The sequence below is a fragment of the Streptosporangium sp. NPDC050284 genome, assembly GCF_044459525.1.
In the GTDB taxonomy this organism is placed as follows: Bacteria; Actinomycetota; Actinomycetes; order Streptosporangiales; family Streptosporangiaceae; genus Streptosporangium.
Genome location: NZ_JBITIZ010000001.1, coordinates 935,070 through 950,876, shown reverse-complemented (window position 1 = coordinate 950,876; position 15,807 = coordinate 935,070). Strand labels below are relative to the sequence as shown.

General features: G+C 71.3%; 11 protein-coding genes. All 11 read right to left on the bottom strand.

The features are described from left to right. Positions 1 to 48: 48 nt before the first annotated feature. Positions 49 to 1,080: a methyltransferase gene (locus tag ACIBH4_RS04045; RefSeq protein ID WP_362505811.1), complete on the bottom strand. Its 1,032-nt coding sequence runs from the start codon at positions 1,078 to 1,080 to the stop codon at positions 49 to 51. Between the two features lie 77 nt (positions 1,081 to 1,157). After that, positions 1,158 to 2,474 (bottom strand): MFS transporter, encoded by a 1,317-nt coding sequence (locus ACIBH4_RS04040; protein WP_362505808.1) that lies wholly within the window; start codon positions 2,472 to 2,474, stop codon positions 1,158 to 1,160. Next, positions 2,471 to 7,090, bottom strand: a complete 4,620-nt coding sequence (locus ACIBH4_RS04035; RefSeq protein WP_362770297.1) for an amino acid adenylation domain-containing protein — start codon at positions 7,088 to 7,090, stop codon at positions 2,471 to 2,473. The genes ACIBH4_RS04040 and ACIBH4_RS04035 overlap by 4 nt, the downstream gene beginning before the upstream one ends. Next, a complete protein-coding gene (locus ACIBH4_RS04030) occupies positions 7,090 to 7,764 on the bottom strand; it encodes a DUF6875 domain-containing protein (RefSeq protein ID WP_362505803.1) in 675 nt (224 codons plus the stop codon). The genes ACIBH4_RS04035 and ACIBH4_RS04030 overlap by 1 nt, the downstream gene beginning before the upstream one ends. Further along, entirely contained in the window at positions 7,761 to 9,242 is a 1,482-nt protein-coding gene (locus tag ACIBH4_RS04025; RefSeq protein WP_362505800.1) for an NAD(P)/FAD-dependent oxidoreductase, read from the bottom strand. The genes ACIBH4_RS04030 and ACIBH4_RS04025 overlap by 4 nt, the downstream gene beginning before the upstream one ends. Then, entirely contained in the window at positions 9,239 to 9,364 is a 126-nt protein-coding gene (locus ACIBH4_RS04020; protein ID WP_362505797.1) for a hypothetical protein, read from the bottom strand. The genes ACIBH4_RS04025 and ACIBH4_RS04020 overlap by 4 nt, the downstream gene beginning before the upstream one ends. Before the next feature lie 430 nt (positions 9,365 to 9,794). Continuing rightward, on the bottom strand, positions 9,795 to 10,847 hold the full coding sequence (locus ACIBH4_RS04015) for a LacI family DNA-binding transcriptional regulator (RefSeq protein ID WP_362505794.1): 1,053 nt from the start codon (positions 10,845 to 10,847) through the stop codon (positions 9,795 to 9,797). Beyond that, the gene (locus tag ACIBH4_RS04010; RefSeq protein ID WP_362505791.1) at positions 10,837 to 12,453 is read right to left on the bottom strand and encodes a glycoside hydrolase family 13 protein; all 1,617 of its coding nucleotides are present in this window, start codon (positions 12,451 to 12,453) and stop codon (positions 10,837 to 10,839) included. Before ACIBH4_RS04010 ends, ACIBH4_RS04015 begins: the two co-directional genes overlap by 11 nt. Before the next feature lie 50 nt (positions 12,454 to 12,503). Further along, positions 12,504 to 13,379: a sugar ABC transporter permease gene (locus ACIBH4_RS04005; protein ID WP_362505788.1), complete on the bottom strand. Its 876-nt coding sequence runs from the start codon at positions 13,377 to 13,379 to the stop codon at positions 12,504 to 12,506. After that, a complete protein-coding gene (locus ACIBH4_RS04000) occupies positions 13,376 to 14,362 on the bottom strand; it encodes a sugar ABC transporter permease (protein ID WP_362505785.1) in 987 nt (328 codons plus the stop codon). Before ACIBH4_RS04000 ends, ACIBH4_RS04005 begins: the two co-directional genes overlap by 4 nt. Before the next feature lie 24 nt (positions 14,363 to 14,386). Beyond that, positions 14,387 to 15,679: an extracellular solute-binding protein gene (locus ACIBH4_RS03995; protein WP_362505782.1), complete on the bottom strand. Its 1,293-nt coding sequence runs from the start codon at positions 15,677 to 15,679 to the stop codon at positions 14,387 to 14,389. Between the last annotated feature and the right edge of the window lie 128 nt (positions 15,680 to 15,807).

Below are 15,807 nucleotides of genomic sequence, written 5' to 3'. Positions count from 1 at the left end.
GGCGTGCGGAGCCGGGACGCCGGGGTCACGGGGGTACCCCACGCGGGTTCATCGCCGGGTGGCGACGATCAGGAAGTGAGCCGGGGAGCGCGTCAGGGCGTACTCCTGCGGTTCGTGACAACCGGCCTCGGCGAGCCACCGGGTGACCGTCTCCTGGGAGTACAGACGCCCGCCCTGGGTGTGGTGCAGGTTGAGCTCGAAGAGCGGGGTGAAGGCCCGTGCCGCCGTGTCTCCCGGATGGTCGGGAGCCCTGTCGAGCACCAGCGCGACCCCTCCGGGGCGCAGCGTGCGCGCCGCGGCCCGCAGCAGGGCCGAGGCCTGCTCCTCGCCGAAACCGTGCAGCAGGTTGAACAGCAGCACGGCGTCCTGGTCCCGGTACGGGAGATCGCCCAGGATGTCCCCGGAGAGGACGGTGACGCGATCGGCCACTCCCTCCGAGACCACCGCCGAACGCCCCGCCTCGATCCCCGAGGGCAGATCGACGACGGTGGCGCGCAGATCCGGCCGGTCACGGCAGTAGGCGATGCTGTAGCGGGCGTGCCCGCCCCCCAGGTCGAGCAGCCGGGAGGCGCCGTCCGGCAGGGGGACGACGGCGGCGATCTCCTCTCCCAGCCATCCCGCCTGGTCCTGGAGTAACCGTTGGAAGCGGGCCAGCACCTCGGGGCGCCCCGCCAGCCAGGTGTAGAAGTCGGCGCCGCGCTCGCCGGAGCGCACCGACTCCTCAAGGCCGCCCCAGAGCCCGGCCAGGACCTCCTGCCAGAACAGCAGCATGTTGCCGTACGCGCCGAGCAGCGGGCGGGACACGGCGGTGAGCGCGTACCCGTCGGCCCCGGACGTCACGTACCCCGTCGCGGCGAGCGCGCCGAGCAGGACGCGCAGGCCCTCACGGTCGGCGCCGAGCGCGGCGGCCAGCCCGGGCAGGTCTCTGGGACCGTCGGCCAGGGCCTCGAACAGGCCGAGCCGGAGCCCGGCCGCGGCGGCGTGCGCCGACATGGCGCCGATCACGTCGAGATGGGGACCGGGTGCCTCTCCGCTCTCCAGGTAGCGGCGGGTGTCCTCGGGTGTCAGGTGCAGCGGCATCGGACCTCGTTCACAGGTTCGTAAGTGGTGAGGATCATGGGTTCGTGGAAGCCGTGGGTCACGGAGGTCTGGAAGGATCAGGAGACCGGGGCGGGTGCGGTGTCCGTCCTGGGTGCGTCGGGGATCTCGCGCTCCAGGCGGCGAAGCCGGGGAAGGACGAACGTCGTGACCGCGAGGGCGACGAGCAGAAGCCCGTCGATCAGGAAGATCAGGGCGGTGCCCCTGCCCGGCCCCGTCCCGATCAGCTCCCCGACGCTCCCGGCGAGCGCGCCCCCCGGCATCAGCAGGGGGCCTGTGAGGTGCTCGGCGGCGGGCGCGGCGCTCAGGTAGGCGATGGGCATCGCGCACTGTCCCAGGGTCCGCGCCGTGGCGAGAACCCGGCCGAGCGCCCCGGCCTCCGTCTTGACCTGCAGGACCGTCATCACACAGCCGTTGACCACCGGCAGGACGAACAGGAACGCGGGAGCGACCACCGCGATGAGCGCCACCGAGGGAGACAGGCCGTGCGCGGCCAGGGCGAGCCCGCCCGCTCCCATGAAGACGCTCATCCCGGTGATCCTGCGACGTGGTCCTCCCCACAGGCCCATGACCATGCTTCCCGCGAACAGTCCCGCCCCGCCGGCGAACACCAGTACCCCGAGCGTGGCGGGCCCGGTGAACGACAGGATGAGCGGGCGGATCAGCACCCCCGCGACGGCGAACACGAGGTTGAACGCGGCGAAGACCGCCACCAGGGGAAGCAGCCCGTGGGAGCGCAGGTGCCGCAGCCCGAAGAGCAGGTCGGTGCCGAGCGAGGGCGGGCTCGCGACGGTCTCGGGCCGGGTGGCCGACCGGGGCAGCCTGGTCGCCAGGACCACGGCCGTCGCAACGGCGAACGACAGGAGGTCCAGCAGAAGCACCCCGCGCAATCCCACCACCTCCAACAACGTCCCCGCCGCCACCGGGGCCGCGATCTGCAAGCCCCAGGTGGCCTGCGTCAGTCCGTTGACCCGCCCCAGGTGGCGTTGGGGCACCAGCAGCGGCGTCATCGCCTGGTAGACGGTGAGGTGGAAGGTCCCGCAGATCGCGCCGACCGCGGTGGCGACGTAGACGTGCCATACGGCCAGGCTCTCCATCTGGACGATCAGCAGCAGCGCGACCGTCGACAGCGCCGCCCCGCAGTCGCTCAGCACGAGCACCCACTTCCTGTCGAAGCGGTCGACGACCACCCCGGAGAAGGGGGTGATGAGGATGCCGGGCAGCGTGGTGCAGAGCAGGGTGAGAGCGAACTGGGTCTCGGATCCGGACTCCTGGTAGACCCAGACGCTGAGCACGAAGCCGGTGAGACTGGAACCGATCACCGACACCAGCTCGGCGGACCAGATACCGGCGAACCTGAGCGCGTCGGCCCTCAACGGAGCCCTCCTTCCGCGGACATGTCGGCAGACGTTCGGGAGGACACCTCGGTGGACGTCCTTGGAGATCTTTCGGGAAGGATCCCGGGGGACGACGTTTCGAGGAACGCCAGATAGCGGCCGATCAGGGCGGGATCGGGCGGTGGACAGGTGAACGAGCAGTCGAACCGCGGTCCGCGCGGCCCCGGCGGCTCCTCACCGAGATCGGCGGCGAACGGCCCCATCGCGACCGGCTCCCCTTCGGCGGATCTCCGCAGGATCTCCGCCCGCCAGCGCTCCCAGGGGACCCGTTCCACCTCGTATCCGTGATCGAGGAGAGCCGCCGCCATCCGCCGGTAGGTGATCCCCTCGGCGTCGAAGTAGTGGAAGTCGCGCCCGGCCACCGCCGGGTCGAGGAGCCTGGCGGTGATGGCGGCGGCGAGGTGGTCGACGGGGATGACGTCCTCGGCGACCGGTATGTCAGGCACCATGCGGAGTTGGACGAACGTGGTGAGCAGCCGGTTGAAGTAGTCACCGGGGTCGCCCCGGCCGGTGAGGCTGTGGCCACCGACCCGCGCGGGCCGGTGGATCGTCACGGGCAGGCCGTGCTCACGAGCCCGCCGCGCCACCGCGTCGGCGACCCACCGGGTCTGGTAGTACGGGGAGGCCAGCCCGGCGGGGTCGTCCGGGGCCTCGTCCTCGGCGATCGGGCGATCCCTGCCCGCCCAGCCGAGATACACGCCGAGAGTGGAGACGGTGTGCAGCGGGGTCGGCCTCAGGTGCGCGGCCAGCCGGATCATCTCGACGGTCCCGCCGACGTTCACGGGATCGAGCATCCGGTACGGCTGGAGGAAGTTGACGATCCGCCCGGTGTGACAGATCAGGTCGCTCCCCTCCGCCACGGCGTCGTAGACGTCGGGTTTCAAACCCAGCCGGGGCGCCGCCAGGTCCCCGGCCAGGCCGGTGACCCTTTCGCCGTAGCCGGGCCTCCAGAGGCCGTGCCGGGCCAGGGCCTCACGGACCCGGTCGGCGGCGGCATGCTCATCCCTCGCTCTGACCAGGCACATCACCTCGGTGACGCCGCGCTGAAGCAACTCGGCCAGCAGGTGCGTCCCGAGAAGGCCCGTCGCCCCCGTCAGCAGCACCCGCCCGCCCGGCGCGAAGCCGATCGGGCCGGGGACGTCGCGCGCACCGGACGCGGAGCCGGTGACCTCACGCGCGTCCCCCGGTGCGCCGCGCATCGAGCCGAGGGCCTCGCGCACGTCATCGGGCAGCACCGCCAGCGCCCTCAGGTCGTCGTCGCCCGGCAACGCCTCCGGCGCGGTCGCGGAGGCCGCGAGCTCCGCCAGGTCGGCCGCCTCGAAGAGACCCCCCAGGGTGATCTCGACCCCGGCCTCCCCGCGCACCTCGCCGAGCACCCTGGCGGCCAGCAGCGAGGACCCGCCGAGGGAGAAGAAGTTGTCGTGACGTCCCACCCGTGGAAGGTCGAGCACCCTGGCCCACACCCCGGCCAGCGCCGTCTCCAGCGGGCCGCGCGGCGGGACGTATCCGGGCGCGTCCCGTGAGACGGCCGGGAGCCGCCCGGTGTCGACCTTCCCGTGTGGCGTACGCGGGATCTCGTCGAGCGGGACGAGCACGGCGGGCACCATGTGCCGTGGCAACCGCTCGCGCAGGAAGCCTCGCAGTTCCTCGGAGCCGGCGGTGCGCGGCGCCACGTAGCCGATGAGCCGGTCTCCCTCGGGAGAGGCCACCACGGCCGCGTCCCGCACCGCCGGGTGCGCCACGACGGCGGACTCGATCTCGGCAGGTTCGATGCGGTAGCCGTTGACCTTCAGTTGCCGGTCGACTCGCCCGAGGAACTCCAGTGTCCCGTCGGGCAGGTATCTGGCCAGGTCCCCTGTCCGGTACATGCGAGCCCCCTCGCGCCCGGCGTGAGGGTCGCGGACGAACCGTGCCGCGGTCTCCTCCGGCTGGGCGACGTAGCCCCGGGCCAGGCAGTCACCGCCCAGATGAAGCTCACCCGGCGTGCCGGTGGGCGCGAGGCCGCCCCTGCGGTCGAGGACGTAGGCGCGGACGTGCGGCAGGGGGCGCCCGATCGGCAGATGGTCCCGCCCGGCCGCCTCGGCGCCGTCGCGGGTGCGGTGCACCGTGGCGCACACGGTCGCCTCGGTCGGGCCGTAGTGGTTGAACAGCTCGACCCGGCCGCCGGTGGCGGCGGCCCAGGCGCGGACCGCCCAGAGCGGTACCCGCTCCCCGCCGACCATCATCGTGGTGACCGGCCAGTCGTCGGGCACCGCGCCGGGCGCCAGCGCGGCCGCCCACCCGCGCCACAGGGAGGCCGCCGTGTCGACCGCGGTCACGCCGTGCCGCGCGCAGAAGCGCACCAGCTCCGGCCCGTCCAGCAGGGCGGGGTCGGGATGCAGCACGACGGCGGCCCCCGAGCACAGGGCGGGGAACACGTCCCCCACCGAGGCGTCGAAGGTCAGCGGCGGCAGCATCAGCACCCGCCCGCCGGGCCCGAAGCCGTGGACGACGCGGAACGACTCGGTCAGCCGGGCGAGGGTCCCGTGGGTCACCATCACCCCCTTGGGGCGTCCCGTGGACCCCGATGTGTAGATCACGTACGCGAGGTCCTCCGGTTCCGCGGGCGGCGTCTCATCGAGACCGCCCGTGTCATCCGAGCCGTCCGTGTCATCGGCGTCACCGGGGTCACCGGGGTCACCGGGGTCACCGGGGTCACCGGCGAGACGCCGGGAACCCCGCGCGGCCTCGCGCTCCCCGGCGCCCCCGACGCCGTCCTCGGCGATGAGAACCGTCCCCGGGTAGCCGACCAGCGCGTCCCGGTGCCCGCCGGAGGTGACCGCGGCGACCGCTGCGGCCTCCTGGAGTATCCCGGCGATCCTGTCCGGCGGGTCGGCCGGGTTGAGCGGCAGGTAGGCGGCGCCCGCCTTCAGCGCGGCGAGCAGGGCGACGACGGCGTCCCCGCCGTTCGGCAGGACGATGCCGACGACGGACTCGCGTCCCGCCCCGGCCCTCCGCAATCGTGCCGCCAGCCGCGCCGAGCGGCGTTCCAGTTCGCCGTAGCCGATCGTCCCGGCCTCCGAGACCAGCGCGGGGGCGTCGGGGGTCTCGGCCGCCCACCGGGCGATGAGGTCGTGGACCGCCGTGAAGTCCCGGGCGGTACCGGGATCGCAGGACTCGGGGCCGCCGGGCACGTCCCCTGCCGAGGGGTCCTCGCCCCGGGAGAGGCCCTCGGGCGAAACGGTCCCGGAGACAGCGCCGGAGACCGACGCGGAGGCGTCCGGCGTGCCGGTGTGGATCTCCTCATGGAGCGGGATCTGCCAGACCCGCAGGTCGGGCGTGGCGGTGAAGGCGGAGAGGAAGACGACGACGTGACGCAGGAACCGGTCGACGGTGTCCTCGTCGTAGAGGTCGGCGGAGTAGTCGGCGTGCAGCTCGATCCCTCTCTCGCCCACACTCACGACGAGGGTGAGGTCGAAACGGGCGCCGGGGGACGACTCATCGAGTTCCCATGTCTCCACGGCGATGTTCGCCGCCCGCTCGACGGACCGTCCTCCCTCTCCCATGACGAGCAGCGTCTGGAAGACGGGATTCCTGCGCAGGTCCCGGGGTGCCCCGGCCAGCTCGGCGATCTCCTCGAACGGCGTCGCCCGGTGGCCGAGCCCCCTGATGACCGAGCCGCGTACGGCGCGCAGGAGTTCGGCCAGGGTGGGGTCGGCCCGCAGGTCCGTCCGTACGGGGATGAGGTTGATGTAGCAGCCGACCGAGCCCTCCAGCTCGATCAGGTGCCGGTCGACCAGGGCGGTACCGACGACCACGTCCTCCTCGTCGGAGTGCCTGGCCAAGGTGGCGGTCATCGCCGACATCGCGATGACGAACAGGGTGCAGCGCCGTGCCCTGACGAGGGCGTACAGGTCGGAGACCAGGTCGGCGGGCAGCCGCAGGGAGCGGCGGGCCCCGCCCAGTACGGGTTCGCGGGGCCGTGGCCGGTCCTGCGGGAGGGTGGTGACGGCGGGTGCGCCGGACAGGTACTCGCGCCAGTGTTCCAGGCCCGCCTCACGCCCCTCGGCCCCCTGCCCGGCGAGCCAGGCGGCGTAGTCGGGGAACTGGGTGGGCGCCGACTCCGGCGGCTCCCCACCGTCGACCAGCATCCGGTAATGGGCCCAGAGGTCCTCCTCCAGGATCCCGAGCGAGGGCGCGTCGCACATGATGTGGTGCAGGCACCAGCTCAGGATGTGTTCCTCGTCCGTGAGCCTGATCAGCACGGCCCTGTGCAGCGGGGCGCCGTCGAGGACGAACCTGCGCGAGAGCACATCCCTGACGAGGTCGCGCGCCCGCTCCTCGTCGGGCGCGTCCACCACCCGCAGTTCCGGCCCGCTCTCCCGTACCACCTGGGCGGGGCCCTCGACGATGACCAGGCGCAGCGCCTCGTGGCGGTTCACGACGGCGGTGAAGGCCGCGCGCAGCGCGTCCGTGTCGAGCGGCCCGGTGAGACGCTGGAAGGTCCAGCAGACGTAGGACGCCCCGCCGGGCCCGGCCCGGTCGAGGAACCACAGGCGCGCCTGGGCGGGGGTGAGCGGGATGGGCGCCGCGGAGTCACGGCGCGCGATCGGCATCACTCCACCCCTTCCATGATGGTCTCCATGACGATCTCCCTCAGGTGGGCGGGCACCTTACCGTCGAACCGGGTCAGGTACGCGCGGCGGTGGGCCGGGTCCCCCCACAGGAAGGGAAGGTCCGTGGCGACCATGTGGCGGATCGCGAGCAGCGGCACGGGACCGGCGAGAGGGCGCAGCAGCGGGTTCCACAACCCCGGCTTGTCGGGCGGCCCGTCGTGGAACTCGCCGATCATCAGACCTTCGTCGACGAATGCGTTCTTCAGCTCGTTCTGCGCGCCGTCGATGAACTCCAGGCGGTCGCCGAGGCAGGGAAGGAGCAGCAGGATCGTGGTGAACACGGCCTCGGGCCCGTCCAGCGGCGCGAGCGTGGTGAACCAGGCCCGGTAGGGCTCCACCGCGGCGACGACGTCCTTGACGGTCTCGACGGCGCGGGGGCCCGCCTCGGGCATCGCCAGATAGAACCTGCCTCTGCTCAGCGACCCCTGGGCGTACGGGCAGACCGGGCCGTTGCGGCCGAGGTCGGGGTGCGGGCGGCACAGGTAGGTCTCGGCCCACTCCACGACGGCCCGCAACTCGTCCTTGTGCGTGAGGACCTCGCGCGGCGGTGAGGTGGCGTCGAGGTCCGAGACCTCGATCAGGCGGAGCGAAGGATCTTCGGGATGCGTGATCACGGGGTCGTCCTCCGCGACGAGGAGCCGATCCGTACGGCCGCCAGGGCGGCTCCCGCGGCCAGCGCGGCGCCCGACCAGCGCAGCACGCGGTCCTGCCGGTGTGCTCGGCGCAACGCCTCGCCGTAGGGCATGTCGGTGTGCGAGACCATGGTGTAGAGCGGTCGCCACAGGGTGGGGAAGGCGCGGTTCAGCGCGAGGTCGGCCTGCCTGCGGGCCAGCCGCAGAGGCGACCGGGTGCCGTCACGCAGATCGGCGAAGTTCCGCTCGGACAGGTCGGCCAGGATGTCGGTGTGCGGTTTGCGCAGCCGCTGGTACTCGTCGAACGCGGCCGCGCGGTCGCCGGAGTGCCGGGCGAGACAGCCGTCGAGCACCAGGCAGTCCTCCAGTGCCGAGTTCATGCCCTGGCCGTAGAACGGATAGACCGCGTGGGCGGCGTCGCCTGCCAGGACCACCCGGTCGGCGTGCCGCCAACGCGAGGTGCGAATGGTCACCAGGTTCCCCACCGGGTTGGCGGCGTACTGCTCGGCCAGGTCGGGGACGAGGTCTGCCACGCCGGGGAACATCCGCAGGAAGAAGCGGGTGACGTCCCGCTCCCCGGCGAGTTCGGCGAAGCCCGGGGTACCGGAGTGCGGCAGGAAGAGCGTCGCGGTGAGCGAGCCGTCCACGTTGGGGTGGGCGACGATCAGGGCGTTCTCACCGGGCCAGACGTGCAGCGCGTGCAGCGGGACGCGCGACCCTCCTCCGGGGGCCGCGGGGATCGTGAGTTCCTTGTACCCCCATTCGAGGAACTCCTGGCGGTAGTCGGCGGCGAGCCCTCGCTGCATGGAGGCGCGTACTGCGGAGAACGCTCCGTCCGCGCCGACCACGAAGTCCGCGCGGGCGTCGCGCGTCTCCCCGGTGATCGCGTCGGCGAGGGTGAGATCCCCGCTCCCGCGGTCGACTCCCGCGCAGCGGACGCCGAAGAAATGCCTGACCCCCTCGTGCGCGGCGGCACTCTCGACGAGAAGCGTGGTCAACTCGTCCCTGCGGATCGAGTACAGGATCTCCCCCGGGTCGGTGCCGTACGCCTGGAAGGCCGCGGGCCTGCCCGGACGGTGGATCATGCGTCCCCGCATCGGTACGAGCCTGTCCCCGAGAGTGTTCCAGAGACCGACGTGCCGCAGGGCACGGATGCCACGGGCCGACAGGCCCAGGTTGATCGAGCGTCCCTCGCCGTCGCCTTTGCCGTCGCGCGGGTCGGGGCGCAGGTCGTAGACGTCGACCGGGTGGCCGCGGCGGGCGAGGAGGATTGCGAGCAGCGATCCCGCCGGGCCCGCCCCGACGATCGCGGCCCGCGCGCCCCGGTCTCCGTGACCGGCCGCGCCGGCCCGGTCGGCAAGGGCGCCGGGAGCGCTGTGGAGGTCCGGAGGCCCGGAGGCGCTGTGGGTCTCGTGGCGGCTCGGGCCGCCGGGCGGGCGTGAGTGGGAGACCTCCCTCACAACGTCCCCTCCGCCCTCGCTCCGCGGTGGGAGCGCATGCCCACGCGGTCGCGGATCGGGAAGGGGGTGGGCAGAGAGGAATCGGTGGTCATGGCGATCTGGGCGGTACCGTGCACACTCAAACCGGCCTCCTGAGGCGGGCGCGCGAGATCTACGGATCGAACGAGAGTGAGGGCCCGGGCCGCGGATGGCCCGGGCCGAGCACATGCCGAGCGAAACAACCGGCGGCTGTGGCGGCCTTCGCGATGTTCGAGAGAGCCGGCGACTGCGGCGGTCTTCTCGATACCGGGAAGGACCGGCGGCTGTGACGGCCTTCGCGGCGTTTCCGGAGGACCGGCGACTGCGGCGGCCTTCTCCGTGCCCGGAAGGACCGGCGGCTGTGGCGGCCTTCGCGGTGTTCCGAAGGACCGGCGACTACGGCGGCCTTCGCGATGTGAAGATCTCGGAGTATAGAGATCGACGGGCGCACCGGGGAAGCCCGTGACAATGGCGGAAATGGGTTACCGCGAAATGTCAAGCGGGTTATCAGGAAATGTCAGCAGGCGAACGTATTCAGCGAACGATCTTGGGACCCGATCCCGTCGAGCCCCGCACGATGAGTTCCGGCTGGAAGATCAGCTCGGAGTGCTGGCCGGGCGCGCCCGCGACGGCCTCCAGGAGCGTGTGCACGGCGGCGGTGACCATCGGCTGCACGGGCTGGCGCACGGTGGTGAGCGGCGGGTCGGTGAACGCGATCAACGGCGAGTCGTCGAACCCCACCACCGACACCTCCCCCGGCACCGACAACCCCCGATCCCGGCAGGCCCTGATCGCACCCAACGCCATCAGGTCGGAGGCGCACACGATCCCCGTACACCCCCGCGCCAGCAACTGCGCCGCGGCCGCCTGCCCACCCTCCACCGAGAACAACGAATGCGAGATCCACTCGTCGACCTCCGTCACCCCCAGCAACTGCGCCATCGCCTGCCGGTACCCCTCGATCTTCCTGATCACCGGCACGAACCGGCCGGGGCCGACGGCCAGGCCGATGCGCTCGTGCCCGAGGTCGGCCAGATGCTGCACGGCCAGCCGGGCCGCGGCCCGGTCGTCCGGGGAGATGAACGGGGCGGGCACGTCGGCGGCGTGCCCGTTGAGCAGGACGATCGGCACGCCCTGCCCGATCAGCTGGGTGTAGCGGTCCGAGCGCGCGGTGATGTCGGCGTGCAGCCCGGAGACGAAGATGATGCCGCTCACCCCGCGCTCCACGAGAACCTCGGTGAACTCGTCCTCGACCGCCCCGCCGGGCAGCTGGGTGCAGAGCACCGGGGTGTAGCCGTGCTGGGTGAGCGTCTTCTCGAATGCCTGGGCGAAGGCGGGGAAGATCGGGTTGTCCAGCTCGGGGGTGACCAGGCCGATCAGCCCGTTGCTGCGCTGGCGCAGCCGCTGCGGGCGCTCGTACCCCATCAGGTCCAGAGCCGTCAGTACCGCCTGCCTGGTGAGGGCCGACACGCCCGGCTTGCCGTTGAGCACCCGGCTGACGGTGGCCTCGCTCACCCCGGCCTGCGCGGCGATGTCGGTCAGCCTCGCGGTGCCGCCGGTGCCGAGCTGCCCGGTGCTACTCGACATCGGGTTCCCACCAGACGGCGGAGTCGGGGGCGAGCCGCACCACGCCGTCCACGACGGCCGTATCCGCGCTGGCCAGCAGGATCCGCCCGGGGGCGGACAGTTCCACGGACTCGCCGGTGAGGTTGAGCGTGCAGGCGAAGCCTTCGCCCCTGGCGAAGGCGAGGGTGCCCTCCGGGGAGTCGAGCCAGGTCAGCGGGGCGTCGTCGAAGGAGCGGCGCTCGCGTCTGATCCTCAGCGCATCCCGGTAGAGGTTCAGCGTGGAGAGCGGGTCGTCGAGCTGGGAGGCGACGCTGAGCGGCCCCCAGGAGGGCGGCATGGGCAGCCACGTCGCCTCGGCTCCGGGCAGGCTGAAGCCGAAGTGCGGCTCGTCGTCGGCCCACGGGAGCGGCACCCGGCAGCCGTCGCGCCCGTGGTCGGGGTTGCGCAGGCGCTGCGGGTCGCGCTGGAACTCCTCCGGTAGGTCGAGTACCTCGGGCAGCCCGAGTTCCTCGCCCTGGTAGACGTAGGCCGAGCCGGGCAGGGAGAGCGTCAGCAGGGCGGCGGCGCGGGATCGGCGCAGGCCGATCTCGCCGCCGCCGTACCTGGTGAGATGGCGTTTGACGTCGTGGTTGGAAAGCACCCAGGTGGAGGGCGCCCCGACCATTCCCGCCGTCGTGAGCGACTCCTGGATGACCGCGCGGAACGGGGCGGCCTCCCAGGGGGTGACGAGGAAGTGGAAGTTGAACGCCTGGTGCATCTCGTCGGGGCGGACGTAGTTGGCCAGCCGCTGCGAGGACGGCGCCCACGCCTCGGCGACGCCGATCCGCTCCCCCGGGTAGGAGTCGAGCAGTTTGCGCCAGGCGCGATGGATCTCGTGCACGCCGTCCTGGTCGAAGAACGGCACCACCTCGGTGCCGATCATCCCGACCTGGTCGGCGTGACCGACGTCGGGCAGGCCGTCGGCCTTGACCATGCCGTGGGCGACGTCGACGCGGAAGCCGTCCACGCCCATGTCGAGCCAGAACCGCAGGATCGACTCGAACTCCGCGTGGACCTCGGGGTTCTCCCAGTTCAGGTCGGGCTGCTGCGGGGCGAACAGGTGGAGGTACCACTCGCCGTCGGGCAGCCGGGTCCACGCGGGGCCGCCGAAGATCGACTCCCAGTCGTTGGGCGGCAGCTCACCGCCGGCGCCCCTGCCCCGGCGGAAGATGTAGCGCTCGCGTGCGGGGTCTCCGGGGGGCGCCGCGAGGGCCTCCAGGAACCACGCGTGCCGGTCGGAGGTGTGGTTGGGCACCACGTCCACGATGACCCGCAGGCCGTGCCGGTGCGCGTCCTCGATCAGCGCCCCGGCGTCGGCGAGCGACCCGAAGATGGGGTCCACATCCCGGTAGTCGGCCACGTCGTAGCCGAAGTCGGCCATCGGCGAGGTGAAGAACGGGGTGAGCCAGATCGCGTCGACCCCGAGGTCGGCCAGGTACGGGAGCCTGCCGCGCACGCCGAGCAGGTCTCCCACACCGTCGCCGTTGCCGTCGGCGAAGCTGCGCACGTAGACCTGGTAGATCACCGCGTCGCGCCACCATCGGGTGACGGCCCCGGCAGTGAGGCCCGCCTGGACAAGCTCGGTCATATTAAATCCCCCGATCAGATGACGTACCAGGATGTAGTAGCACGGTGGTGTTACGACTTCGTGGCACCGGCGGTAAGCCCGGTGACCAGATGCCGCTGGACGAGCAGGAAGACGACCGCGGCCGGGACCGCGATCAGCACCGCCGCGGCCGTGAGCAGGCCCCAGTCCGACCAGTGCTGGCCGACGAACTGCTGGAGCCCGATGGCGAGCGTGCGCTTCTCCTCCTGCGACATGAACACGGTGGCGTAGGCCACCTCGCCCCAGGCGGTCATGAACGAGTAGAACGCGGTGACCGCGAGGCTCGGCCTGGCCAGGGGCAGGACGACCCGCCAGAACGTGCCGAACGGGGTGAGCCCGTCGACCAGCCCGGCCTGGTCGATCTCACGCGGGATGGAGTCGAAGTAGCTCTTCATCATCCACGCGCAGAACGGCACCGCCACCGTCATGTAGGCGATGACGAGTCCGGGGATCTGGTTGAGCAGCCCGAGGCCCGCCATCAGGTTGTAGAGGGGGACGATCAGGATCGCCACCGGGAACATCTGGATGACGAGCAGCATCCACATCACCCCGCGGTAGCCGGGGAAGCGGAAGCGGCTGACCGCGTACCCGGTCGTGGAGGCGAGGAAGACGCCGATGACCGTGGTGAGGCCGGCGACGATCACCGAGTTGAGCAGCCAGGTCGGGAACTGCGTCTCGGTCAGCACCCGGACGTAGTTGTCCAGCGAGGGCTGGTTGAAGATCTCCAGTTCGCTGGAGAGCCAGCCGTCGCGCGGCTTGAGCGAGGTGAGGAAGAGCCAGACGATCGGGAACAGCGAGACGGCGACCGCGGCGAGCAGGGTGGCGTGCAGCAGGATCGACTTGCCCACACCGCGTTCCCCGCGTCCCCTGACGCGCCCGCTCCCGGCCCCGGTGGTGACGGTGCTCACCAGACCTCCCCTTGCTTGCGCAGCGAGCGCCGGTAGACCACGGCCAGCACGACGAGGAGCAGAAGGATGATCACTCCCCATGCCGCGGAGTTGGAGTAGTTGCGGACGCCGGTGAAGGCCTCACGGAAGGCGTAGGTGACCAGGATCTCGGTGGAGCTTCCCGGCCCTCCCCCGCTGATCAGATAGATCACCGGGAACATGTTGAACGTCCAGATCGTGCCCAGAAGGACAACCGTGCTCGACACGGTACGCAGGCTGGGAATCGTAATGAAGCGGAAGCGCTGCCACGGCGTGGCGCCGTCCACCTCGGCCGCCTCGTACAGCTCACCGGGGATCGACTGGAGCCCGCCCAGCACGGCGACCATCATGAACGGCACGCCCATCCAGACGTTGACCGCGATGACCGCGATCTTCGCGGTGGTCGGGTCGTCGAGCCAGCCGACCCCTCCCAGGCCCGCGGCCCGCAACATCGCGTTGATCACACCGAAGTCGCTGTTGTAGAGGTAGCGCCAGATGAACGCCGAGACGAAACCCGGGATCGCCCACGGCAGGATGAGCAGCAGCCGGTAGGCCGAGCGGAACCTGATCTTGCGGTTGAGCAGCAGGGCGAGGCCGAGTCCGAGCCCGTAGTGGAATCCCACGCAGGTGACGGTCCACACGACCGTCCAGGTCAGCTTCTCCCAGAACAGCCCGCTGGTCAGGATCGCGACGTAGTTGTCGAACCAGACGAACTCGTAGGTCGAGGGGATGACGTTGACGCCGATCGTCCGGCCGATGTTGGCCTCGGTGGCGTCGGTCAGCGACAGGTAGACGCCCCTGGCGAGCGGCCAGCCGACCAGCAGGGCGGTGACCAGGATCACCGGGGCGACCATGGCCCAGGCGTACCAGTGCCTGCCCAGCGCCAGCCGGAGGGCCCCCGGGGGGCGGCCCCGGCCGCGGGTGCCGTCGGCACCCGCGGCCCGGCCCCTGGCCGTGTTGTTCACACGCCCAGTCGAGAGCGCCACGGATCAGCTCCAGTCCTTGAAGATGCCTCGGTACTGGTCGTCGACCTTCTTGAGCATGTCCTCGGGGGTCGCCGTGCCGCCCACCAGCGACTGGTAGCCCTCAAGGAGCGGCTGGAAGAGCTGGCCGCCCTCGGGGATCCACGGTCGCGCGGTCGCGGTCTCCATGATGGGCTTGAAGACGGAGACGTCCTTGTTGGCCTGCACGTCGGGGTTGTCGTACGCGGAGGCGCGGGTCGGCAGGAGGCTGATCTCCTTGGCGACCTTGGCCTGGGCCTCGGGGGTGCTCATGAAGCGGACGAACTCATAAGAGGCGTCCAGGTTCTTGGAGCCGGCGTAGATGGCCAGGTTCCAGCCGCCGGTGGGGGCCCCGGCCTTGACCGAGCCCGCGGGGACGGGCGCGATGCCCAGGTTCTCCTTGTCCTTGAACTCCTTGCCCTGGTAGATCTCCGACAGCGCCCACGGGCCGTTGTAGATCATCGCGGCCTTGCCGTCCTTGAGGGCGGTCATGGCGTTGGCGTAGCTGTCCTGGATCGCGGGCTTGGGCGCGGCACCGGAGGTGATCAGGTCGGAGACGGTCGCCATCGCCTTCGCGTTCTCCGGGGAGTTGACGGTGATCTTCTTGTTCTGCACGTCGAGGAGGTCACCGCCCTCGCCGTACATGAAGGGCAGCAGGAAGTAGGAGTCGACGTTGAGCGCGAGGCCGCTGGCGCCGGTCTTCTTCTTGACGTCGAGCGCGGTCTGCTTGAGCTCCTCGACCGTGGTGGGGGCCTCCTCGTGCCCCGCCTCCTTCAGCAGCCGCTTGTTGTAGATGAGCGCGAGGGTGTCGGTGACCTGCGGGACGGCGTACGTCTTGCCGTCGTACTTGGTGCTGCTCAGCGGTCCCGGCAGGAAGTCCGCCTCGTTCTCCACCGCGCGGGTGCCCTCCAGCGGCTGCAGGTAGCCGAGTGAGGCGAACTGGGAGGTCCAGGCGACCTCGGAGCGGATCACGTCCGGTGCCCCCGCACCCGCCTGCGCCGCGGTCTGGAACTGGTTCTGCGCCTGGTCCGAGGGGACGTTGACGTACTTGACCTTGATGCCCGGGTATTTCGCCTGGAAGTCCTGGATGAGCGCCTGGAACGTCGGGCCCTCGCTGTCGGGCCTGACGGTGTCCCACCAGGTGATCTCACCGGTGATCTTCGACGGATCCGCCGCCGCGGACTGGGCGGGGGCCGCCGTGCCGGCGTCACCGCCACCGCAGGCGGAGACCGCCAGGGCGAGGGCCGCGACGATCGTCGCGGCCGAGAAGGCTCGCCGCATGTTCTTCTCCTCGTGTTCAAGGGGGCGGCCGGGACCGAAGAGCCGTCCGGCCGGGTCTGGAGTACGCCGGACGTTACGCCTACGTGAATCCCATTGGAAGAAGTTTCTGCAAGAGGCTGCAAAGTCGT

Bases quoted from the DNA above. Each gene is read 5' to 3' on its own strand.
- ACIBH4_RS04045 (WP_362505811.1), bottom strand. From the start codon at position 1,080: ATGCCGCTGCACCTGACACCCGAGGACACCCGCCGCTACCTGGAGAGC.
- ACIBH4_RS04035 (WP_362770297.1), bottom strand. From the start codon at position 7,090: ATGCCGATCGCGCGCCGTGACTCCGCGGCGCCCATCCCGCTCACCCCC.
- ACIBH4_RS04015 (WP_362505794.1), bottom strand. From the start codon at position 10,847: ATGTCGAGTAGCACCGGGCAGCTCGGCACCGGCGGCACCGCGAGGCTG.
- ACIBH4_RS04010 (WP_362505791.1), bottom strand. From the start codon at position 12,453: ATGACCGAGCTTGTCCAGGCGGGCCTCACTGCCGGGGCCGTCACCCGA.
- ACIBH4_RS03995 (WP_362505782.1), bottom strand. From the start codon at position 15,679: ATGCGGCGAGCCTTCTCGGCCGCGACGATCGTCGCGGCCCTCGCCCTG.